We start from the raw sequence: 22,455 nt of genomic DNA on the forward strand, positions 1-22,455 counted from the left end.
CACTCCATGGCCACGCCGCTCGAATCCCACGTCGACCTCGCCGCCCTCCCCAGAGAAGAGCGGCTCGCACGCATGCGCCACTCCGCCGCACACCTGCTCGCCGAAGCCATGCTCGAGCTCTTCCCCGATGCCGAACTCGGCATCGGCCCCCCCATCGACACCGGCTTCTACTACGACTTCCGCCTCCCCCGCTCCCTCACCCCCGAAGACCTTCAGTGGCTCGAAAACCGCATGCGCCAGAGCGTCGCCGCTCGCCTCCCCTTCCAAATGGCCCAAATCTCCCGCCAAGAAGCCCTCCAACGCTGGAAGGACCAACCCTTCAAGCTCGACCTCCTTTCCGACCTCCAGGACGGCACCATCACCCAGTGCACCCACGGAAACTTCACCGACCTCTGCAAAGGCGGCCACGTCAACCACACCGGAGAAATCGGCGCCTTCAAACTCACTTCCGTCGCCGGCGCCTACTGGCGCGGCTCCGAAAAAAACCCCCAACTCCAACGCGTCTACGGCGCCCTCTTCGAAACCCCCGAAGAACTCGAAGCCTACGAACGCCAGCTCGAAGAAGCCCGCCGCCGCGACCACCGGCGCATCGGAAAAGACCTCGAACTCTTCGAACTCTTCGACGAAACCGGCCCAGGACACGTCGTCTGGCTCCCCAACGGCACCACCATCCGCCGCGAACTCCAACGCTGGATGGAAGACCTCGAGCTCGAACGCGGCTACCGCCACGTCGTCACCCCCAACGTCTCCAAACGCCAGCTTTACGTAAAATCAGGCCACTGGGACCACTTCCACGACGCCATGTACCCAGTCATGGAGCGCGAAGGCGAAGAATACGTCCTCCGCCCCATGAACTGCCCCTCCCACATCCTCGTCTTCGCCGCCCAACTCCACTCCTACCGCGAATTCCCCATCCGCATCGCCGAATTCGGCAACATGCATCGCTGGGAAAAAAGCGGACAAGTCACCGGCATGAGCCGCGTTCGCATCATGACCCTCAACGACGCCCACATCTTCTGCACCGACCCAGCCATGGTCGAGCAAGAAGTCGAAGGCGTCCTCCAGCTCATGGAACACGCCTACAGCGTCCTCGGCCTCCGCAACTACCGCTACCGCCTCTCCCTCGGCGACCCCGACGACCACGAAAAATACGTCGACGACCCCGACATGTGGGAAAAAGGCGAAGCCCTCCTCCGTCGCGTCCTCGACCGCCTCGGCCTCCAATACTTCCCCGCCAAAGGCGAAGCCGCCTTCTACGGCCCCAAGATCGACGTCCAATTCACCACCGCCCAAGGCAAAGAAGAAACCCTCGCCACCATCCAGGTCGACTTCCACTTCCCCCGCCAGTTCGGCCTCGAATACATCGGCGAAGACGGCTCCCGCCATCGCCCCATCATCGTTCACCGCGGCGTCATCTCCACCATGGAACGCATGGTCGCTCTCCTCATCGAAGAATACGAAGGCAACTTCCCCCTCTGGCTCGCACCGACGCAGGCGATCGTCATCCCCATCGCCGACCGCCACCAGCCCTACGCCAACGAAGTCGCCGCCGCCCTCCGCGCCCACCGCCTCCGCGTCGAAGTCGACGACCGCAACGAACGCATGAACGCCAAAATCCGCGACGCCCAGCTCAGAAAAATTCCCTACATGCTCGTCGTCGGCGACCGCGAGGCCCAAGCTCGCGCCGTCTCCCTCCGCGTCCGCGGCGAAGGCGACCAAGGTTCCGTAGCCCTCCAAACCGTCGTCGAGCGCCTCCGTCGCGAACGCGACGACCGCATCCTCGGGCCAGGCGTCCACCCAGCCACCCCGGCCCCCCGCCTCGGCGAATGACCCTCCCCCAGCCATGACCCAACAGGCCGCCACCCGAACGGGTGGCGGCCTGTCGCTCCGACGAAACGGCGATCGTGGCCTTACACCGCGTCCGCCCGCGCCACAGCCTCGCCCTCGATCACCGTCTCCCCGTTCTGGTTCACCGTCACCACCTTGATCGTCGCGAGGCCATCCTCCACCTTCGTCACCTCGAACTTCGCCGTCAGCGTATCCCCCGGCCAAACCTGCCGCGTGAACCGCACTCCGTACCGCTTCAGCGCCATCACCCCCAGCCAGTCCGTGAGCGCACGGCCCGTCAACCCCATCGAAAGCATCCCGTGCGCAAAGACCGACGGATACCCCGCCACCTCCTTCGCGAACACCTCATCGTGGTGGATCGGATTGAAGTCCCCGCTCGCACCCGCGTATTTCACGATATGCGTGCGGTTGATCTTCTCGATCACCACCTGCTCCCGCGTATCTCCCACCTGCAACGCCATCGCGATACCCTCCTTACTGCTCCACAGCCTTCTCGGTCTGCACGCCGACGCTGATCGCCGTCACGCAGAGCACACCGTCCTGATTCCGATACTCCGTGATCGTCTCCGAAAACGAGAGCTTGCCACCGCGGCGGCCCTCCTTCTCCCATCGCCGCCCCGGCCGCGTCGTCACCGTCAGCGTATCCCCCACAAAAATCGGATGGTGGTATTCATAATGCTGCTCCGCGTGCAGCCCGCGGCCCAGCCCCCCACCACCCTGCCCCTCCGGGCGTGGTTGGCGCGGCTCCTTCCGCGGACGCGTCAAGTCGAGCGGATAATCCGGTTGCCAGTGCGCACTGCACTGCACGAACGTCGGCGGAACCGTGATTCCACCCACCGCCTTCGTCGCAGGATCGTTCGGATCCCAGTACTCCGGCCGGATGTCCAGGAGCGACCGCGCAAACAGCATCACTTGCGTCCGGTCGACCGGGAACTCGAAGCCTTCATCAGCCATCGCGTCTCTCCTCGGAACGATAATGTGCGCCGAGATGCTACCGGAGGGGAGCCTCGCCCGCCATGCCAGAGCGCACCCTACCCATCGTTCTCCCCCTCCGGAATCGTTACCCCAGTCTTCTTCAGTCGCTCACGGTTACGCGCCAAAAACTCCGCCCACCACCCCGCGAACCTCGACTCCAACACCTCCCCCGCCGCCCGCCGCGCCAGCAGCCGATCGAGCTCCGCGTACACCGCCTCCCGCAACTCCTCGAGCGTCCCATTGTTCCGGTACACCCAGTCCGCACCCGGCGCCCGAACCGCAAGCGGTACCATGCTCGCCAGCCGCTGATTCGCCTCCGCCTCCGTCATCCCGCGTGTCTCCATCAGCCGCTGCCGGGCAATATCGTCATCCACCCCGATCAGCCACGTCTGATCGCACCACCGCGCATAGCCCGGTTCCATCAAGTTCACCGCCTCCATCACGCAGACGGCATCGTCGCCGAGCTCCGCACGCCAACGATCGATGACGGCCTTCACCGCCTCCGTGATCGAACCGATCGCCCGCGTCAGCCGGTTCATCTCCTCCGGCTTCCCGAACACCTTCGCGCCCAACACCTTCCGGTCGATAAAACCGTCCGGCCCGATTACCTCCTCGCCGAATGCTTCCACCACCCGCGCGAAGCCTGGCGTTCCCGGGTCGTACAGCCGGTGCACCAGCTTGTCCGCGTCGCAGTGATACGCCCCCCGCTCCACCAGCAGCGCGGCAACCGTCGATTTCCCCGCAGCGATCGTGCCCGCAAGCCCAATCACGAGCGGCATCCCGTCCCTCCTTCTCCTAGTCACCAGAGCGGGGGCGGGCTCGCCCGCCCCCGCCGCGTTCCAATCGCGCCAGCCAAACCCTACGGCCGCTCGTTCGAAAGCACCACCGTCCCCGACGCCGCGAACATCCCGCCTACCCCGTGGGCCACACTCACCCGAACGCCTGGAATTTGCGCCGGCGCCGTCCCCCGGCATTGCCGCACGCTCTCCTGCAGCGCGTACATCCCGTACATCCCCGAGTGCGTATAGCTCAGGCCGCCGCCGTTCGTGTTCAGCGGAAGCTTGCCGTTCGCCCGAGTGTTCCCCTCCCAAATGAACTGCGCCGCTTCTCCCCGACCGACGAATCCCAGATCCTCCAGCCCGTACAACGGCAGATGGGCGAACGCATCGTAAATCATCAAATGATCCACATCGTCGTGCGTGATGCCCGCCTCCTGGAAAGCCCGCGGCCCAGCCACCCGAAAGGCCCGCGAGCTCGTGAAATCCTCCATCTGGCTCACCATCGGCGTCTCCACGCTCTCGCCCGTCCCGAGCACGTACACCGGCTTCGTCGGAAAATCGCGCGCCCGCTCCGAAGACGTCAGGATGAGCGCCCCACCCCCATCCGTCACCAGGCAGCACATCAGCAGCCGAAACGGATACGCGATCATGCGCGAATTCAGCACATCCTCCACCGTGATCGGGTCCTTCATCATCGCGTTCGGATTGCGCGCTGCGTATTCCCGCTGAACCACCGCCACCATCGCCAAGTGCTCCTCCGTCACCCCGTACGTCTTCATATAGCGAAGCACCGGCACGGTGAACATCGTCGGCGGCCCCATCGGCCCCGTCCACCCCTCGAACTGCGCGTTCAACGATTGCCGCGCAAGGCCGAACCCTCCGCGCCCGATGCCCGAACGCCCGCTCTCCCCGTGCGTAATCAGCACCGTCTTCGCCAGGCCCGATTCGATCGCCGCTACCGCATGCCGCACATGAATCATGAACGAACAGCCGCCCACCGCCGTACCATCCACGTACGTCGGCGTAATCCCCAGGTAGAACGCAACCTCGGTCGGGCTCGCCCCCGCGCACGCCACCCCATCGATATCCGAAGGCTTCAGCCCCGCCTCCTGCATCGCGAGGATGGCGGCTCGCGCGTGCAACCCCAACTGCGAAAGATTCGGAAAACGCCCCTCGGGCGAAACCAGCTCCGCCGCACCGACAATCGCCACACTCCCAGGCTTCGGCATCGTCACCCCTCCCTCGCCGGCCGCCACGTCGGCAGCGTGATTTCCTCGTTCACCTTCGTCGGCGCCAGCTCCAGCCGCATATCCAGCTGCAACGCCTCGGGCGTCTGCGGGCAATCCACGATGTTCGTCATCATCTTGATGCCCTCGTCCGTCTCCACCACCGCGATCGCGAACGGCGCCTCGAAACCCGGAGGCGGCCGATGGCTGATCACATAGCTCAGAAGCCGCCCCTTCCCACTCGCCTCGAACCACTCCACCTCCGCGAACGGGTCGCGCGGGTCGAATGGTCGCGGCGGGAAATAGGCCCGCCCCGTCTGCTTGTTCCGCTGAAGCATCAATTTGCCCTCCTTCAACCCATCCCAATACGGCTGGGTCTCCGGCGTAGGCTGCGGGAGAACCTTCGAATAGTCGTGCAATGCTCTGCCTTTCAGTTATCCAGAGTCCGGGCCGCCAAGCCGGTCCCGGCTATCGACGCACCTCCCTTATCTACCGTGAACGTCAAGGTGAGGCAAGCGGCCAGTCCCGCCGCGCCTCCATCTACCTCGCTCGCGCTGGCCGGCTCCCGCCAACCATCGGCTCCCTACGAACGCACCGACCCGAGAGCCACCCCGACCAGTCGATTCAACCCCGCCCCGAGCCCCCTCCGTACAGCACCTCCCGCAGGTCGATGCAAACGTTCGACCCATCGAGCCGGAGATGCCGCGGATTGAACCCCTCCGCATGCACCGCAGCCAACAGCTCGCTTGGGCGCAGCTCCGCTGGCACCGCGCACGCAGCCAGCCCATCCGGGCCCGTCACCACCCGTGCCACCACCCCGTCCCGCCGGTCCGTCACCACAACGTTCGCCCCCGCGATCGGCGGATGCTCGCCCCCCTCCACCGGGTCGTTGTCCGTTACCGCGAACCGCGCCGTCCTCCCGTCGTGCGTCACCTCCACCTCCACCCGCAAGTCTCGCAAATAAATACAAGGCTCGGCCGTCACCGCCGCCATCCCATCGCGCTGCGGAATCCGCGCCGGGTTCGCCCGGAGCTCCACATCCTGCGCCGCCATCCCGTGGTCCGTCGTGATCACGAACAGCGTCGTCTCGAAGAGGCCCCGTTCCTCCAGCGTCCGAACGATGTGCCCAATCCGCCGATCCGTCTCGTCGAGTGCCGCTCGCGCGCCCTCGTGATGCGGCCCGTAATCGTGCGCCGAACTATCCGGCTGCGCGAACTCGTGAAACACGAAAACCGGCGCCGGGTGGCTATCGTCCAGGAACAGCAGCCGCGCTTGCGCCAGGCCGCGGTTGTCGATCTGCCCTTGCAGGCGATGGCCCTCCTCCTCCAGCTCAGCGAACCAGCGCGGATCGATCTCGTGCTCCGTCTCCTTCGTCAACGCGATCAGCCGCCCCCGGTCGCCCACCAGCCGGCGCTCCAGCGAAGCGTGGTCCGCCCCGCGCGTACACGGCTCGTTGATCGATGCCGTGAACGCCCCCGGCCCCAACACCCGCTTGAACGCCTCGAACAACGTCTCCACCTCCTCCGAGAGAAACCGAGCCGTGCCGAACTGCTCGCCCTGCGGCGAAACGAGCTCCCGCCGTTCCCGCAGGTAGTAGGTCGGATTCACGATGTCGTGGTGTCCACACCAAGCCCCCGTCCCGATCGTGTTGTGGCTCGGCCAGGTGATGCTCGGAAAGTTCGTGATACTTCCGTATCGCAGCAGGCAGCCCCGCGCGATAAGCCGGCGCAAGTTCGGAATCGCCCCCGGGTCTCGCTCCAACCGGTAGAGCAGCTCCGTATGCGATTGCCCATCCAAGAGCATCAGGTACACCCGCTCCGGGAGCCCCGAAGCCGCGTCCAACACCTCGTGCAACACCCGCCCATCCTGCCGCTTCAGATACACATCCGGCCCCACGCCCCGCTCGCTCGACCTCCGGCCCGTACTGTCCCGCCCGTCGATCAGCGGAAATCCGGCCACATGAGCGATCGTCGGCGCCACATCCACTTGCTTCGCGGGCGCGTCCACCACCGCCCCCCGCTTCACCCCAGGCCCCGAAAAAATCAGCGGCGACCGCGATTGCACCACGTCCAACGCCCCGTGTTGGCCCGGCTGGCGCCCGTAGGCATAGCTCTTCGGGTTCACCACCAAGTCCGGCGCATTCGGGCTATCGAACAGCTGCGAAATCCGCTCGTACGCGTACGGATACGTTAGCCGCTCCGGTTCGATGAAAGCCCGTTGCGGATCCTCCGGGTTCCCCGCCGCTGCCATCTCCTCGTCGAACGTCGCCAACGCGCGGTAGTCCTGCCGCTCCAGCGGATTCTCGCCAACTACCTCCACCACCTCGTACGCATATCCCCCACCGGGCGCCAGCTTGCGAACCCAGCGCACCATGCCACGGAGAGCCCACGCCTCGTACCACCACGACCCATCCCGCCCCCTCCGGGCCGTCGCCACGAAATCTGTCCAGGCCCGCCCATCCGCCGACGTCAGCAGCTTGTGGATGGCCAGGTTGCCCGATTCCTCCTGGTGCAGGTCCAGCCCCTGGCCTCCCGGCCGTTCAGGGCCCACCAGCAGCGATTCCGTCAGCACCATGTCGCGACCTCCCGAATCGAAAGCCCACCCCGGCCACCATCGCAGGCGGCCATTCACGCCGCGTTATCCCTGCAACTGCCACCCCACGAACGGCTCCTCCAGCTCCACCTCCATCGCCGCCAAAAACCGCGCCGTCATCCCATAGAAGCCCGTCAGCAGATTCACCCCGACCACCGTGCTCGGCGGCACCAACGCCGCGAGCCGGTCGTGCACGCCCTGCGAAGGATGCCCCGAAGCATGGACCGCGTCCACGTACTCCAAAATCGCCCGCTCCAGATCGCTGAAGAGCGGGCTCCCCTTCCAATGGTGGAGCGCCACGATCTGCTCGTCCCGCAACCCCGCTTGCCTCCCGATCCGAACGTGCTGATGCCACTCGTACTGGCTATGGTGGAGAATCGCCGTCCGCAGAATCACCAACTCCCGGGTCGGCACGTCCAGCCCGCAGTGATTCCAGAGCCCGTTCCCCAGACGGAGATAGGCCCGCCACACCTCCGGATTGTTCGCCATCGTCCGAAAAATGTTCGGCACTTCCCTCCCCACCGCGTTCCGGTCCCACACGTAGCGGAGCTCCTCCGGCAGCGAATCCCTCGTCATGAACGGCAGCCTGGCCATATCGCACTCCTCCAGCCACCGGCCCTCGGCCGGCGCCTCGGGAGTGTAGCCGGTCCCGCGGCCTTCTTCAGCCCCGGCCAGCCACGCCCAACACCGCCGCCGCCACCAGCCCCGCGCTGAGAGCCGAAAGGCCACCGCTCAGCGATGCCGTCGCCGCTCGAAGCCCCAGCTCAAATACACACCATCCCAGCATCCCCCAAGCGACCAAGCGGAGAGCGCGGCTCACGCAGCCGCCCCCCGCGCGTCCTCCCCCGCACTCCGCTCCACCATCGCCGCGAACGCCTCCGCCAACTCCGGGTCGAACTGCGTGCCCGCCCCCCGCCGAATCTCCTCCACGGCCATCTCCAGCGTCAGCCCCTTCCGATACGGCCGGTCCGTCGTCATCGCCGAATACGCATCCGCGATACTGAACAGCCGCGTCGCCAGCGGCACCTCCGAGCCCCGCAGGCGCCCGGGGTAGCCCTCCCCGTCGAACCGTTCGTGGTGATGCCGTACCAGGTTCACCACCGAATCCAGATCCGTCACCGCCGCCGTAATCGCTGCCCCCATCACCGGATGCTCCTCCATCGCCCGCCGCTCCTCGGCCGTCAGCGGACCCGGTTTCCGGAGAATCTCATCCGGCACCACGATCTTCCCGAGATCGTGAATCGGTCCCCCGATCGCCAACGCCTGCATCATCTCGTCCGGCAACCCAAGCTCCGTCCCCAGCCCAATCGCCATCCGCGTCGCGTGGTCGCTGTGGAAACGCGTATACGAATCCCGCCGGTCGATCGCCTTCACCAGATTCCGAAGCGCCTTCACATTGCCCGCCTTCAGAAGCGCCTCCTCCCGCTCCATCGCCCGCTCCATCGCACTCGTCAGCATCGCCGGCGAAACCGCCTTGTCCAGGTACATCGCATCCTCCGCCTCTGCTACCAAATCCCGCGGCGATTGTCCCTCCTGCAGCGACGCCACCCCGACCGAAATCCGCGTCGGAAGCGCCACCCGCGCCCCATTCACCACCTCGATCTCCCCGATCGCCCGCCGCACCCGCTCCAGCACACGCTTCGCCTGCACCTCCGACATCCCCGGTAACACCACCACGAACTCGTCGCCACCGAACCGCCCGAAGAGCGACGGCGGCGCAACGTGCGCCCCGAGCGCCTGCACCACACGCCGGAGCACCCGGTCGCCCTCCTCGTGCCCCACGAAATCGTTCAGCAGCTTGAAATTGTCGATATCCAGGTACGCCACCGATAGCGGCCTCCCCAGCTTCCGAGCCTGGAACACCGCATCCGCGAGGAACTCATCGATGAACCGCCGATTCGGGCACCCCGTCAGCGCATCCGTGTACGCCAGCTGCCGGTAGACCGCCGCCTGCTCCGCCGCAATGTGTCGCGCCCGCGTATCCGCCGCCTTGTTCAACACATGCCACAGCATCTCCGCATCGAACGGCTTCCCGAGGAAATCGTCCGCACCAGCCTTCATCGAACGAACCGCCGTCTCCACGTCCACGAACCCCGTGATCGCCACGATGCCAGCCGCCGGCGCCAACCGACGCGCCTCGCTGATCACCTCCAGACCCGACATATCCGGAAGGCTGATGTCCGAAGCGATAGCATCGAACTGGCCCCCGGTCAGCTCCGCAATCGCCTCGCTCCCCGAGCGCGCCAACGTCACCTCGGCCAAATGCTGCCCCAGCACAAGCTGAATCAGCCGCCCGAGCGCAGGGTCATCCTCCACCACGAGGACCCGCATCGGCCCCCGCGCCTCACGCAGGTGAACTGGTTCCACGTCCTAGTTTTCGACGCACATCTCCCGCTCGTGAAGCACTAACCGGGCCTTACCGTACCCTCCGCACCCCTCCCCGGCGCCGCCACCCAAATCTTGTTCGCCACCGGCGTACCGAGCACCACCTGGCGCTCCCCCACACGGAGCGTGATCGTGCCCCGGTAGGGGGCTACCTCCTCCACCACCACCCTCATCCCCGGACGAATCCCCTCCTCGTCGAAAAACCGGAGCAGCTGCTCGTCCTCCTCGTACACCCGGTCGATCACCGCCTCCTGACCCTCCTTCAAATCCGCCACCGTCACCATCGAGAGCCGCCGGGGCGCCCCAGGGCCCGGAATCGGGTAGCCGAACGGACTCTTCTGCGGCCGCCCCAGCATCTCGTAAAGACTTCGCTCCGTAATGTCCGAAATCCCGTGCTCCAGAAGATGCGCCTCCTCGTACGCCCGCCACCAGTCCACCTTCAACACATCCGTCAGCAAACACTCCGCCAGCCGGTGGCGTCGCACCATCTGCTCCGCCCGCCGAAACCCCTCCGGCGTCAGATGGATCACCTTCTTCGCATCCACCGTCACCAGCCCATCCCGCATCAGCCGCTTCAGCATCCCCGCCACCGAAGGCGGCGTAATCTCCAAACGATCCGCCAGCCGCACCGCGATAACGTCCTGGCCCTCGTCGTGGCTCATCCGGTAGATGGCCGTCAAATAGTCGTCGCTGGCGACATTCTTCACCTGCTTCGGCATGCCCCCGATCATGGCACGCCGCCACGTCCCGGCAAAATCCCCTAGCGCATCCCCGCCCGGCCCGCCAAACTGCCCCTCGATGTCCCTCCGCTACGCCATCCTCGGGCTCCTCACCGCCGGAGACCTCTCCGGCTACGAGATCACCCAGCGCTTCCAAAGCACGGTCGGCTACTTCTGGCACGCCCGCGCCCAGCAAATCTACCCCGAACTCGCACGCCTCGAATCCCAAGGGCTCATCGCCGGCCGCACCGTCCAGCAGACCGGCAAACCCGACAAGCGCGTCTACTCCCTCACCGCCCGCGGCCTGGACGACCTCGCCGCCTGGGTCCTCACCCCCTCACCCCTCACGCTCACCAAAGACGAATTCCTCGTCAAAGTCTGGAGCTACGGCCTCGTCCCGGCCGAAGACGCCATCACAGCCCTTCGCACCCATCGCCGTCAACAAGAAGAACGTCTCGCAGCCTACCGCACCATCGAAGCCGCCTTCGAAGGCTCCGATCCCGCCGCCGTCCCTCCCAGCTTCCTCGGCCCCTACCTCACCCTCCGGGCCGGCATCACCTTCGTCGAAGCCTACCTCGCCTGGGCCGAAGAGGCCGAGCGCATCCTCAGCGCGCGCATCACCCGCCCCTGACCGCCCGACCCCCTCAGGCCGCCTTCCGGGCCGCAGCCCGCTCCAGCACCTCGAGCCGAACCGCCCCCTCCGCAGCCGCCTGCCCGCCCAAGTACGCCGCCACGCACGGCGGCACACCCCCATGCGCCGTCCAACAGCGCTCACAATGATGGGCCCGTGTCGCCGCCGAAAACGGACAAGCCTTCTCCAGTCGCGTCATCCTCGTGTCCTCCCGGTTTCTATCCAAGGTATCGACCGCGCCAACCCGGTAGATAAGAGGTAACCACGCACACCGTCGGTCCGAGTTTCGAAGCTTCGCCACGACCAAATTTACCGTCAGGTAGTCCTGGCCTTCCAAGCCGTCTCGCCAAGATGTAGGCTATCGCCCGAATAGACGCCGGCCCCAGGAGAGCCCCATGGCAGCCAACCCCAGCACCCAACCCGGCCTCGACCTTTCTTGGCTCGACCTGTACGAAGACGCCGCCTCCGCAGAGCCCGGAAAGAAAGGCCTCACCCTCAAAGAGATCAACCTCGGCCGCTACGCCGATGCCCAACGGGGACCCGGCGACATGACCTACCGAATGCGCGGCGCCATCCCGCGCCCCGGCGCCCAGCGCTTCGGCCCCAACTACCAGTCCAAAGCCGACGTCTGGGCGGAAAACTGCCTCATGCTCTACGAAGAAGCCACCCAGCGGCAATGGAGCTCCGCCCGCGACATCCCCTGGGACACCCTCGAACCCCTCCCCGATGAGCTCGAACGAGCAATGTGCCAGCTCGCCACCATGCTCACCGAAGTCGAATTCATCGCCGGCGACGTCCCCGGCCAGTGGATGCCCTTCGTCTCCGCCCAGGACTTCGAAGCCGGCCTCTTCCTCATGACCCAGATCATGGACGAAGCCCGCCACACCGACGTCTTCCGCAAACGCGCCCTCGCCAATGGCGGCGGCCTCCTCGCCCAGGGCGCCGGCCTCGGCCTCCGCACCCTCATCGAAGCACGCGACTTCACCGAAATGTCCGTCCTCATGCACGTCCAGGCCGAAGGCTTCGTCCAGTCCATGTTCCGCATGGGCGAACTCATCGGCCAAACCGAGGCCGACAAGCGCATCTTCCGCATGAGCGCCCAAGACGAATCCCGCCACCTCGCCTTCGGCGTCATGCACCTCAAATACGTCCTCGATACCGAACCCGAACGCCGCGAAGAAATCCATCACTACCTCGACAAAGCCGAAGGCGATGCCGCCGGCGGCGGTTCCGGCGATGTCACCTTCCCGCCCGTCTTCGAAGCACTCTGCATCCTCCTCGGTGGTGGCGTCGACAAATTCGACGAAGGGCTCCAGAAGTTCCTCCTCCTCCGCAAACGGCAGATCAACGAATACGTCCACCGGCTCTCCGTCGCCGGCCTCGGCGACCGCCGCCAGCGGCTCGGGCCCCTCATGGCCCAGTTCCTCGACCCGGCCTGATCCCCCACCCCGGCTCCGGCCCCGGAGTCGGCCCGGCCCAGCGGCCCCCATCACGCCCCGGAGGTACCCCCGTGTCCACAGGAGAGGCGCTCGCCCGCGCCGCCCAAGCCACCCAAGTCGAAATCCCCCAAGAAGCCCGCGACAAAGCCCGCGAGCTCGGCTGGGAAGAAGGCCTCATCGAACTCGCCCTCGCCAAAGGCCACTCCCTCCAGGTCATCTGGCAGGCCCTCCGCGCCGGCGTCGATGGCCAGCGCGCAAAAGAATTCCTCCAGGGCGGCCAATCCGCCATCCCCCGCGACCTCTCCTGGATGAACGTCCCCACCGAGTGGGGCATCCGCGCACGCCCCAAAGACCCCGCCATGGGGCTCACCATCGCCGACCTCATGATCGGCACCTACGGCGACGTCCCCGACGTCTGGACCAACCGCTCCGAAATCGCCCGCGGCTCCTACCCCAACCCCATCGTCGAAGACATGGGCTACACCATCTTCGAAAAAGCCCTCGTCTGGGCCGATTGCTGCATCCCCCTCTACGAAGAAGCCATCCGCGACCGCTGGGTCTCCGCCACCGACCTCAACTGGAACAGCCTCGAACCACTCCCACACGACATCGAACGCGCCGTCTGCCAGTTCCTCACCGAACAGTCCGAGCGCGCCTACTTCACCGGCGCCCTCTGGTCCGGCTGGCTCCCCGAAATCTCCTACGGCTTCCTCGAACTCAAACTCTTCCTCTCCACCATCATCTACGACCTCGCCCGCCACAGCGAAGCCTTCCGAAAACGCGCACTCGCCAACGGCGGCGGGCTCGGCCTCCAGGCACCCACCGATTTCTCCCGCGTCGCCAAAGAAGCGCGCTCCTTCCCCGAACTCGCCGCCATCCTCTTCGTCCAGGATTCCATGCTCTACACCCTCTTCTCCCACGGCGACGAATTCGCCCAGAACGAACTCGAACGCGACCTCTATCGCTTCGTCGCACGCGACCGCAAACGCATGCTCGACTACCACATCGAGCGCATGAAGCACATGCTCTTCAAGCTCCCCGAACGCCGCGACGAACAAAACCTCTACTTCAACAAAGCCGAGTCCCGCATGGGCAAAGAATGGATGGACCCCACCGTCAGCGAACCGCTCGCTATCCTCCTCGGCGGCGGCGTCCAGAACATCGAAGAGGGTCGCCGCAAACTGAACGACCTCCGCAAACTCCAAATCGACAACTACCTCGCCGACCTCCAAAAGGCCACCTTCGTTCGGCGCCACCTCAACGGCCGGCTGGAACAAGCCGCCCAGGTCTGAAGCATCACGCCACCGAATAGCGAAAAAGGGGGGCCGCCAGGCCCCCTTCTTCGCCGTCGCTCTGGCACCCCGGGCGCCGCTTACCCCGGAGGCGAGCCCCCGTCGGACGCCCGCGCAGCAACGCTCGCCCGCTCCCTGCGCGAACCCCCATCTGCCGTCGCCTCCACCCTCGACCGCTTGCGCCGAAGAGCTGCCCACGCAACCCGGTGCGCAAATCCCGGCTCACCTTCCAGCTCGGCGCCTAACCGCCGCCCAGTTATCCAGGCCAATTCCCGGACCGTCTTTGCCTGGTGTAATTCGAACAAATTGCGCTCCTTTTCTTGCAAAACCCACCATAGAAGATGGATAACATCACCTATGCCCCGTGCAATAACGGTGCAAAGCTTGCCAGTGAACGGTATCGAGATTCCGAAACAAAAAAGCGCCGTACCGTTGGCGGTACGGCGCTCTGCCGTGTTGCCTAGACGGTAGAATTATGGGCCCGTCACGCCTGCCGCACGCGGCAAACCTCGAACACGACCAAAGCCAATCGTTCCATTCATCGCGCACCCTCCTGCCGCGGCTTCTTGACCACCATAACGCACTCCACGCCGAAAATGTTACCGATGGAACGAAAATATCTTGCCTTGAAACAGTTCCCATCACCCCACCCCACGACTCCCCACCCTACACTGTCCCCATGGCCCGCCTCCGCCCAGCCGTCGCCGCACTCCTCGCCGCGGCAACCGTTGGAATCGCCGCCGGATCCGCCGCCAGTCCACAGCCCCTTCCACCGCCCTTCGCCCGCGAGCTTCGCTACCTCGGTCGGGATCCCCTCACAGGCCTCCCGACACGCGTCGACGACCGCTTCATCGCCGAGTCCGAACGCGCCATCCAACGATACGGCCAGGATGCCGGCCAACCAGTGCCGCCGCCCCCGGCCGCGGGCCCCGACATCCGCACCCTCTCGATTCCGGCCCTCGCCGTCTCCGCTCCCGTCGCACGCCTCGGCCTCGATGCCTACGGCCGACTCGACGTCCCCCAGGACACCGAAACCGTCGGCTGGAACCCCGCCTACACCGCCCTCCCCGGGACCGGTGGCTCCACCTTCTTCGCAGCCCACTTCGAGTTCGGCGGACGGCCCGGCGTCTTCCATCACCTCGCCGACCTCCAACCCGGAAACGACATCCTCGTCGAACGCACCGATGGAGCCAGCTACCGCTACCGCGTCGTTTCCGTCCTCGACTACCCCCTCGCCGCCATCGACATGGGCGCCCTCCTCCGCGGCCTCGAAGGGCGAGAGAGCGTCGTCCTCATGACGTGTAGCGGTCCGCCCGACGAAGGCAACTACCCCTATCGCACCGTCGTCTTGGCCGAGCGCATCGACGCGCCCCTCCCCTGAGCGAGCTCGCGCCCCTTCCACCTCGCGCGGCCCCTCCGCCAGGCCAACCATGAGCGCACCGCCAGCCCAGCGCAAACCGCCACGATCGCCGGCCCCTCGGCCGCCGTGCGCCGCGGCAACCCCAGCGCCCGCCCGACCACCAGCCACGTCGCGGCGCCAACCCCCGCCGCCCCCAGCGAGGCCGCGGCCCGCACCCGATCCCCGCGCCTCAGCCGGAGCACCGCCATCACCGGTGGCACCACCCAGGCCCGCAGCAGCCACGCCCACGCCAGCAGAAACGGCACCGTTCGAGCGCCCAGCACGGGAAACAGATTCTTCTCCAGCCCGGCGAACGCCGCCCGTCGACCCCGGTACATCCGACACGAGGAAACTTGCCAGCCCGCTGCCAGTCGCCACCTCGCCCCGGCCCGCGTGGCCAACCGCGCCAGCGCGACATCCTCCGCCGCCGCTCCTCGGACCGCACCATGGCCGCCGATCCGTTCGTACGCATCGCGCCGAAACGCCAGCACCTGGCCGACAGCCCCCGCCGCCGGAGCGAAGCCCAGAACCTGCGCCGCAGCCGGCGAAAGGTGCGTCATGAGCGCCCACGGGATCACCGGCACCGTCCATCGCTCCCATACCCCTCCCAGTTCCTGGCGGGGCACCACGGAAAGCATCTCCAGCCCCATCCGCTCCATCGTGCCGACCACCGCCCGGACCATCCCCGGCTCGTGATAGGTATCCGCATCCACGAACACCAATAGATCCGCATCGCCGGCTGCCCCGGCCAGCTGGCGACAAGCCCACGGCTTCCCGAGCCACCCTCCCGGCAGCGGCTCACCCGCCATCACCTGCAGCCGGGCGTTCCCCGACAACCGCTCCAAGACCGCTCGCGTGCCATCGGTCGAGCCGTCGTCCAACACCACGATGCGGAGCCGAGCCCAGTCCTGCCCGAGCAGGCTCGCCACACACCTGCCAATCGTCGCCTCCTCGTTCCGCGCCGGCACCAGCACTGCCACCCAAGGCTCCCCCACCGAGCGCTCCCCCGGGCCCAGCGTCACGAGCCGCTTCCAATTCCACAACGCGTTCCCGAGCACCACCGCCAGGTAAACCAGCGCGCCCCGGTCATCCCCCAGCACATTCGCCGCCCGCTGCAGCAACCGCTTCGCGCTCATCGTCCGCGGGTCGGCGGCCACCCGAACGAACGACGGTACGCCCACACCAGCCATCCCGTCGTCAGCGCCCACGAAGCCACGATTTCGCCCTTCCGTTCCGGTCGCTTTCGAAGGGCGACCAGCAGCGCCGGCGTTCCGCCCACCACCGCCCACCCCTCGCGCAGCCGAAGCAGTCCATAAGCCAGCGCCAGCGCAGCCCCGAACGCCACCGCCGACCACGGCCCCCCCAACGCCGTCCACGTTCCGAACGTCGGGGCCAGCCCCTTGCCCCCGCGTCCCAAGAGCAACGGGCTCGTCCGATGCCCCACCACCGGCGCCACCGCCACCGCCACCAGCTCCGCCCCCGAAGCCCCGCGCCGCAGCGCCAACCCGACCGGCAAAGCCGCCTTCGCCCAATCGGCCACCGCCGCGAAAGCGCCCGCACCCTTCCCTGCGCCCTTCCACGCATTCGCCGCGCCGGGGTTGCCATCGCCCACCTTACGAATGTCCGTCCCCCGCGCACGTGCCGCCCAGGCAGCGAACGGCACCGCCCCGAGCGCATACCCGGCCATCACCCATCGCCCCTTCACGCGCGGCTCACCTCCGCCCCCCGCCCCCGCAAACCAGCCACGATGGCGCGTGCCCGTTCCCTCCCTTCGGGCACCAGGAAAAGCACCAGCCCGAACGTCACCAACAGGTTCGTCACAAGGAAAAACACGAACTCCTCCACCGGCAGCCCGCCCGGCAACAGGATGCCAGTCGAAGTCCGCTCCGTAATGTGCCACGTCCCGGCACCGATCGCGATCGTATCGGCCACCGAAAGGTAAATCGTCGGCACCGCAAAGCCCGGCAATACCGTCCGCCATCGGCCCAGCAGCAAGTCGGCGCCGAACCCCACCTGCAACGCGATCGGCGGTGCGGCCCAAGCCAGAATGAGCCCCAAATAGCGCAGCGACTCCGGGCCCCTCGCTATCGCGATCGCACTGGCGCCGGCGATCGAGAGAAGCGCCGCCGCCCCGAGCGCCCGAGACGAATACCCACCCCCGCCCGCTCGCCGCCGCGACCCATCCCGGAGCAAAAGGCCCACCCAAAGCCCCGTGAGCACCGTCTGCAGCACGAAAAAGCAGTACTCCTCCAGCGGCACCCAGCCCAGCCGGATGCCCCACGTCCGCTCCTCCGGGTACGTCCACGTCTCCGAAGCTACGAGATAGTTGTCCCAGGGCGTCGTGTACACCACCGCAATCACCACGAGCACCCCGATCCCAGCCAGCAGCTCCCGCACCCGCACCCCCGACCGCCAGCGCACCACCGCCGCCGCCAGCGCGACCGTCGGAGGAAGCACATAAAGCAACAGAAACGCCCCGTACGTCATCGCCTCCGAACCCGCAATCGACCACCGCGCGGCTCCAGCGTCGCGCCCATCGCACCCCGCAAGGGCCGCCTCGTCGCCGCAATGTCGAACTCCTGGAGAACCCGCGCCAACACGAGGCGCCCCTCCAAACTCGCGAACTGCGCGCCGATACAATTCCGCGGTCCGCCGCCGAACGGCAAATAACTGTACGGCACTGGTGGCGACCCTCCGCCCAGCCAACGCCCCGGGTCGAATTCCCGCGCTCGCCGCCAGATCGCACCGTCCCGCTGCACGAGAAAATACGAAAGCATCACCCGCCGCCCCTCCGGAAGCTCGTATCCAGCGATCGCCGCGCCTGGCCCAGCTCGCCGCCCACCCACATGGATCGGCGGCCAAAGCCGGAGCGTCTCCTTGAGCACCGCATCGATAACCGGTAGGTCCTCCGGCCGCGCCCCGGCGAGATCCGACGCTGCCACACTGCGCGCCTCCCGCGTCGCCCGCGCGAGCCAGCCCCGGTCCCTCGCGAGCAGGTGGAGCGCCCACGAGAGCTGCGCCGTGCTCGTGTCGTGCCCCGCGATCAGCATCGTCAGCGCATGATCGCGTACCCGCTCCTCGTCGAACACCCTCGCCAGCAAATCCAGCAACACCTCCCCCTCCCCGCCACGTCCAGCACGCCGGGCCGCCACCCGGCGCACGTGGTTCTCGAGCGGTGCTACCCCCCGCGGTGGCGGCCCCGCCCGTCCCCGCAGCACCCACATCCCCGGGCCGATGTACCGCAACGCCGCCAACAACCCCGGCAACGTCTGCCGCAGTTCAGCCTCACCGAGGTCGTAGCCAAAGAACACCCGCTCGAAACCGCGCCAGGCGATGCGCCGCATCGCCTCGACAACCTCTACCCGGCCGTCACGCGGCCACCGCCCGAGCTCGTCCTCCACAATCGCCAGCAGCGCAGCCGCCTGCCCGCGCAACTTCGCCGGCTCGAACGCCGGCAGCATCACGCCGCGAGCGTGGTCGTGCTCCTCCCCGTCCGTAACGAGGATGCTCCGCCGAAACAACCTGGCTACGGGGTCCCCCTCCGGCCGCCAGAAGAACGCTCCCCGCCGTTCCACGAGCGCCTCCCTGAGCGCCTCGGGCGACGCCACCACGATCGGCCGAAAACGCCCGAACCCGAGCGCGAACACCGGCCCGAGTCCGTCCCGTGCCACCTCCAACGCCTCGTACAAGCCCCCCATCCCATGGCGAAGCGCCGCGAGCGCGCGCAGCCCATCCCTTGGCGCGAGCCGATCCGTACCCGGCGGCCCCGGCGTCGATATCATCGCGTCCCGCCCGAACCTACCCCGGCCCCGACGAGCGGCAGCACCGCCAGCTCCTTCGCCTTTGCCTCGACCATCACGTCCAGCGTCAACCCCGCCGCGGCCTCGCGCAACCGCTCCACGTCGGCCACTTCCACCATCTCCGCATGGGTCCCGGGCCGTGCTCCCGGCGCCTGGCTCGAAAGGTGAACCTTCTGCCGTGTCCGCCACGTCATCGCGGCCGCCCGGAGCGCCTCGCTCAGCGTCCACCTACCACGGTTCCAGTGATGATGAAGCGCATCCACCACCACCGGAATGCCCAGGCGCTCCGCCAAGGGTAGCAGATCCTCGACGCTCCACGTCCGCTCGTCGTTCTCCACCGCCAAAAATCGGAGCAGCTCCGGCTCGGAGGCCACCGCAGTCGCGAAACGCTCCCGCGCTGCTGCCTTTCCACCGTCCGCCCCACCACCGTGAACCACCACCACCCCGTCCGTCGCCCCAGCCAACGCCAGAACCCGCGCCGAATAGCGGAGCTCGGCAAGCGAGCGTTCCACCACCTCCGGACGCTCGCTGCCCGGGTTCACGTACTGGCCCGGATGCATCGAGAGTCGAATTCCTGCGGCGCGCGCCAACGCCCCAATTTCCGCCAGGCGCTCCCCATGTTCCCGCTCCCAGTCGTAAGGAAACGACGCGTGCGACGCGAACGGGACCAACTGCTGGCCGATGCGAAGCAAGCCGAGCCCCACCTCGGCGTTGAATCGAACCATCCGCTCGAGGTCGTCCAGATTGGCATGGACCTTCGCACGCACCCGCTCCGGCTCCAAATTCGCCAGTCGAACCGTCCGCAGCGTCGTCGCTCCCAGCGTTCGGTTCTCGCACGGATACCCCCAACGCCAACCCGCCCCGCTCATCCGCAATCCTCCGCCGCAACGATCCGCTCGACAACCTTCGCCGAAGACAACACCCCCGGAACCCCAGCCCCAGGATGCGTGCCCGCGCCAACGAAATACAAATTGTCGATATCCTCCGACCGATTGTGCGGGCGGAACCAGGCCGATTGCCAAAGCGTCGGTTGAATACTGAATCCAGTACCCAAGTACGTATTCAAATTGTCGCGAAAATGCCGCGGATCGATAGTATGTTCAGCCACAATATGGCTGCGGAGCCCTGGCAAATACTCCCGCTCCAGAAACTCCAAAATCAGGTCCCGATACCGTGGGGCCATCCGCTCCCAGTCCGTCGGGGAACCGAGATGGGGCACAGGGGACAACGCATAGAACGCCTCGTGACCCGGCGGAGCGCCGCTCGGGTCCGTCATCGTCGGCACATGCACATACAGCGAAAAATCCCGCGGCAAGCCCCTCGCCCGGAAAATATCCCGGATCAGCCCCCGATACCGCTCGCTCAACAGAATGTTGTGATGCACCAGAGGCGTCTCCCGGTAGAGCCGGTCCGTCCCGAAATACACCACGAACAACGACATACTGTACGCCGTCAGCTTCCGGTAACGGACGTCCGAATTCCGCAGGCCCCGATGTTCCGGCGCAATCAGCGATAGATACGCCTGCGGTACATCCCCATTGCAAATCACCCGGTCGGCTTCCAGCAGCTCCCCATTCTTCAGCTCCACCGCCGTCACCCGTCGGCCCTGAACGTGCAGCTTGGTCACCTCCGCACCGAGCCGAATCTCTCCCCCGAGCTCCTCCAACAAACGCACCAGCGCATCGACCAACGCCGCCGTACCACCCTCCGCGTACCACACCCCCCATTCCCGCTCCAAATGATGGATCATCGCGTAAATCGACGACGCCACGAATGGGTTCCCACCGATCAACAGCGGATGGAACGTAAAACACCGCCGAAGAAACGGATCGCGAATGAACTGCGAAACGAACCCATACACCGACCGGTACGATTGCAACCGCACCAAATCCGGCGCGACACGCAGCATCTCACCCGCATGCAAAAACGGCTTGTCGGCCAGTTCCACGAACCCCTTCTGGAAAATCGCGCGACTCGCCTTCAAAAACCGGCGGTACCCCTCGATGTCCTCCGGGTTCCATTTCGCGATCTCCTCGGCTACATCCTCGAAGTTCGCGTTGTACTCGAACCATCGCCCCCGAGCATCGAAAATTCGATAGAACGGGTCCACCGGAATCAACCGAACGTAATCCGCCAACCGTCGCCCCGCCAGCTCGAACAGCTCCTCGAACAAAAACGGCGCAGTGATAACCGTCGGCCCGCCGTCGAAGCGGAACCCACCCACCTCCACCGGTGCCGCCCGCCCCCCGGCACGCGCCTGCTTCTCCACCAGCGTCACCTGGTGACCCCGCGCTGCCATGCGCACAGCCGCCGCAAGGCCCCCGAACCCACTCCCGATGACTACCGTTCTCGTCACGCCCTCTCCTCCGGCGGGCGCATCGCCCGCCAGGCAACCAGCGGCAGCAGCCCGAACCGCCGCCAGCCCGCAACATGCGCCCGCCCCGCAAAAACGTCGTAATCGCGCCGCTCGATGTCATCGAGAATGCGCGAGTACAGCTCCAAAGCAGCCGAGACCGCGAAGCGCCCATCCCGATGGAGCAGCCCCAGCCCCGGCCGCGCACCGCGGTAGAGCTCCCTCGCCCTCGCTACTTCGAAACGCATCAACGCCCGCCAAGCCTCGTCGACCCGGCCCGAAGCCACGTGATCCACGGTCACCCCGAATCGTTCCATGTCCTCGCGCGGCAAATAAACCCGGCCATTGCGCCAGTCCTCCGCAACATCGCGAAGAATGTTCGTCAATTGCATCGCCACGCCCAAGCGGATCGCATACAGCGCCGGCTCGCCCTTGCTGCCGATGATCCGCATCGACATCAGCCCTACCGTCGCCGCCACGCCATAGCAGTAGCGCGCAAGCCCCGGCCAGTCCTCGTATCCACGGTGGTCGAGATCGTTCGCGAGCGCCTCGATCAACTGCCCGGCCAGATGCACCTCGATACCGAACGCCTCGCGCGTGGCACCCCACGCCCGCAGCACCGGATCCCCATTCGATTCCGCCGCGCCCGTCCCCGCCGCACCCCACGCCCGCAACCGCCCCTCCCGGTCCCCGCCCGGCTCGTCCACGATGTCATCCGCCACCCGACAGAACGCATAAAGCGCGCGAACACCCCTCCGCTTCTCCGCCGGAAGCAACCGCGTCGCCGTGTAGAACGTCGTGCTGTGCTCGCGCGTCACCCTATCGCAATGCGCAAAATCCGCGTCCGTAGCCGTTGGCCGCGCTCCACCTCCCCCTTCATATCGTTCGTCCCCACCGCTGGCCAGCGTCAGGAGGTCCGCCTCCCAAGACGACGCTTCCATCGGCGAAGAAGACCTCCCATTCACCTCATCACCGTACGCAGGCTTCGGTCGCCGCACAGTAAGCGCGACACGACCG

Annotated in this window: 22 protein-coding genes; 5 read left to right on the forward strand and 17 right to left on the reverse strand. The window is 66.6% G+C overall.

The genetic code is table 11. From position 1 onward, the window contains the following. Positions 1 to 6 precede the first annotated feature (6 nt). Positions 7 to 1,830, forward strand: coding sequence for a threonine--tRNA ligase (gene thrS, locus VAE53_RS04970; RefSeq protein WP_322818264.1), 1,824 nt, complete (start codon positions 7 to 9; stop codon positions 1,828 to 1,830). 80 nt (positions 1,831 to 1,910) lie between these two features. On the opposite strand, the gene VAE53_RS04975 is transcribed toward thrS, so the two are convergent. The 9 genes from VAE53_RS04975 to VAE53_RS05015 form a co-directional block, all read right to left on the reverse strand. Beyond that, positions 1,911 to 2,309, reverse strand: a complete 399-nt coding sequence (locus VAE53_RS04975; RefSeq protein WP_322818265.1) for a MaoC/PaaZ C-terminal domain-containing protein — start codon at positions 2,307 to 2,309, stop codon at positions 1,911 to 1,913. Positions 2,310 to 2,322: 13 nt separating this feature from the next. Beyond that, positions 2,323 to 2,802, reverse strand: coding sequence for a MaoC family dehydratase N-terminal domain-containing protein (locus VAE53_RS04980; RefSeq protein WP_322818266.1), 480 nt, complete (start codon positions 2,800 to 2,802; stop codon positions 2,323 to 2,325). A gap of 77 nt (positions 2,803 to 2,879) precedes the next feature. Then, positions 2,880 to 3,602 carry a dephospho-CoA kinase gene (gene coaE, locus VAE53_RS04985; RefSeq protein WP_322818267.1) on the reverse strand — a complete coding sequence of 241 codons (723 nt, stop codon included), beginning with the start codon at positions 3,600 to 3,602 and terminating at the stop codon, positions 2,880 to 2,882. An 80-nt stretch (positions 3,603 to 3,682) separates the two neighbouring features. Next, positions 3,683 to 4,831, reverse strand: coding sequence for a hypothetical protein (locus VAE53_RS04990; RefSeq protein ID WP_322818268.1), 1,149 nt, complete (start codon positions 4,829 to 4,831; stop codon positions 3,683 to 3,685). A 2-nt stretch (positions 4,832 to 4,833) separates the two neighbouring features. Beyond that, positions 4,834 to 5,247, reverse strand: coding sequence for an OB-fold domain-containing protein (locus VAE53_RS04995; RefSeq protein WP_322818269.1), 414 nt, complete (start codon positions 5,245 to 5,247; stop codon positions 4,834 to 4,836). Positions 5,248 to 5,452: 205 nt separating this feature from the next. Beyond that, on the reverse strand, positions 5,453 to 7,402 hold the full coding sequence (locus VAE53_RS05000; protein ID WP_322818270.1) for an alkaline phosphatase family protein: 1,950 nt from the start codon (positions 7,400 to 7,402) through the stop codon (positions 5,453 to 5,455). A 63-nt stretch (positions 7,403 to 7,465) separates the two neighbouring features. Further along, complete coding sequence (locus tag VAE53_RS05005) at positions 7,466 to 8,014, reverse strand: carboxymuconolactone decarboxylase family protein (RefSeq protein ID WP_322818271.1); 549 nt, start codon at positions 8,012 to 8,014, stop codon at positions 7,466 to 7,468. A 222-nt stretch (positions 8,015 to 8,236) separates the two neighbouring features. Then, positions 8,237 to 9,787: a diguanylate cyclase gene (locus tag VAE53_RS05010; protein WP_322818272.1), complete on the reverse strand. Its 1,551-nt coding sequence runs from the start codon at positions 9,785 to 9,787 to the stop codon at positions 8,237 to 8,239. A gap of 38 nt (positions 9,788 to 9,825) precedes the next feature. Next, positions 9,826 to 10,524 carry a metal-dependent transcriptional regulator gene (locus VAE53_RS05015; RefSeq protein ID WP_322818273.1) on the reverse strand — a complete coding sequence of 233 codons (699 nt, stop codon included), beginning with the start codon at positions 10,522 to 10,524 and terminating at the stop codon, positions 9,826 to 9,828. A gap of 79 nt (positions 10,525 to 10,603) precedes the next feature. Between VAE53_RS05015 and VAE53_RS05020 the strand changes: the two genes are divergently transcribed. After that, complete coding sequence (locus tag VAE53_RS05020) at positions 10,604 to 11,155, forward strand: PadR family transcriptional regulator (protein WP_322818274.1); 552 nt, start codon at positions 10,604 to 10,606, stop codon at positions 11,153 to 11,155. A 13-nt stretch (positions 11,156 to 11,168) separates the two neighbouring features. Here the strand turns inward: VAE53_RS05020 and VAE53_RS05025 are convergent, their stop codons facing one another. Then, the gene (locus tag VAE53_RS05025) at positions 11,169 to 11,354 is read right to left on the reverse strand and encodes a hypothetical protein (protein WP_322818275.1); all 186 of its coding nucleotides are present in this window, start codon (positions 11,352 to 11,354) and stop codon (positions 11,169 to 11,171) included. A 196-nt stretch (positions 11,355 to 11,550) separates the two neighbouring features. Between VAE53_RS05025 and VAE53_RS05030 the strand changes: the two genes are divergently transcribed. From VAE53_RS05030 to VAE53_RS05040, 3 genes are all read left to right on the forward strand, one after another. After that, positions 11,551 to 12,594 (forward strand): hypothetical protein, encoded by a 1,044-nt coding sequence (locus VAE53_RS05030; protein WP_322818276.1) that lies wholly within the window; start codon positions 11,551 to 11,553, stop codon positions 12,592 to 12,594. Positions 12,595 to 12,665: 71 nt separating this feature from the next. Then, a complete protein-coding gene (locus VAE53_RS05035; RefSeq protein ID WP_322818277.1) occupies positions 12,666 to 13,886 on the forward strand; it encodes a hypothetical protein in 1,221 nt (406 codons plus the stop codon). Between the two features lie 679 nt (positions 13,887 to 14,565). Continuing rightward, entirely contained in the window at positions 14,566 to 15,267 is a 702-nt protein-coding gene (locus tag VAE53_RS05040) for a class F sortase (RefSeq protein WP_322818278.1), read from the forward strand. Here VAE53_RS05040 and VAE53_RS05045 read toward each other — a convergent pair. The 7 genes from VAE53_RS05045 to VAE53_RS05075 all read right to left on the reverse strand — a co-directional run bounded on the left by VAE53_RS05045 (position 15,219) and on the right by VAE53_RS05075 (position 22,379). Beyond that, positions 15,219 to 16,493 (reverse strand): glycosyltransferase, encoded by a 1,275-nt coding sequence (locus VAE53_RS05045; RefSeq protein WP_322818279.1) that lies wholly within the window; start codon positions 16,491 to 16,493, stop codon positions 15,219 to 15,221. The genes VAE53_RS05040 and VAE53_RS05045 overlap by 49 nt on opposite strands. Next, a complete protein-coding gene (locus tag VAE53_RS05050) occupies positions 16,418 to 16,990 on the reverse strand; it encodes a glycerol-3-phosphate acyltransferase (protein ID WP_322818280.1) in 573 nt (190 codons plus the stop codon). Before VAE53_RS05050 ends, VAE53_RS05045 begins: the two co-directional genes overlap by 76 nt. After that, complete coding sequence (locus VAE53_RS05055) at positions 16,987 to 17,772, reverse strand: lycopene cyclase domain-containing protein (RefSeq protein WP_322818281.1); 786 nt, start codon at positions 17,770 to 17,772, stop codon at positions 16,987 to 16,989. Before VAE53_RS05055 ends, VAE53_RS05050 begins: the two co-directional genes overlap by 4 nt. Next, positions 17,769 to 18,974, reverse strand: a complete 1,206-nt coding sequence (locus tag VAE53_RS05060) for a cytochrome P450 (RefSeq protein ID WP_322818282.1) — start codon at positions 18,972 to 18,974, stop codon at positions 17,769 to 17,771. Before VAE53_RS05060 ends, VAE53_RS05055 begins: the two co-directional genes overlap by 4 nt. A gap of 89 nt (positions 18,975 to 19,063) precedes the next feature. Continuing rightward, complete coding sequence (gene uvsE, locus VAE53_RS05065) at positions 19,064 to 19,954, reverse strand: UV DNA damage repair endonuclease UvsE (RefSeq protein ID WP_322818283.1); 891 nt, start codon at positions 19,952 to 19,954, stop codon at positions 19,064 to 19,066. Further along, positions 19,951 to 21,441: a phytoene desaturase gene (locus VAE53_RS05070; RefSeq protein ID WP_322818284.1), complete on the reverse strand. Its 1,491-nt coding sequence runs from the start codon at positions 21,439 to 21,441 to the stop codon at positions 19,951 to 19,953. Before VAE53_RS05070 ends, uvsE begins: the two co-directional genes overlap by 4 nt. Beyond that, positions 21,438 to 22,379 (reverse strand): phytoene/squalene synthase family protein, encoded by a 942-nt coding sequence (locus tag VAE53_RS05075; protein WP_322818285.1) that lies wholly within the window; start codon positions 22,377 to 22,379, stop codon positions 21,438 to 21,440. The genes VAE53_RS05070 and VAE53_RS05075 overlap by 4 nt, the downstream gene beginning before the upstream one ends. Between the last annotated feature and the right edge of the window lie 76 nt (positions 22,380 to 22,455).

The organism is Tepidiforma sp. (genome assembly GCF_034432735.1).
GTDB lineage: Bacteria > Chloroflexota > Dehalococcoidia > Tepidiformales > Tepidiformaceae > Tepidiforma.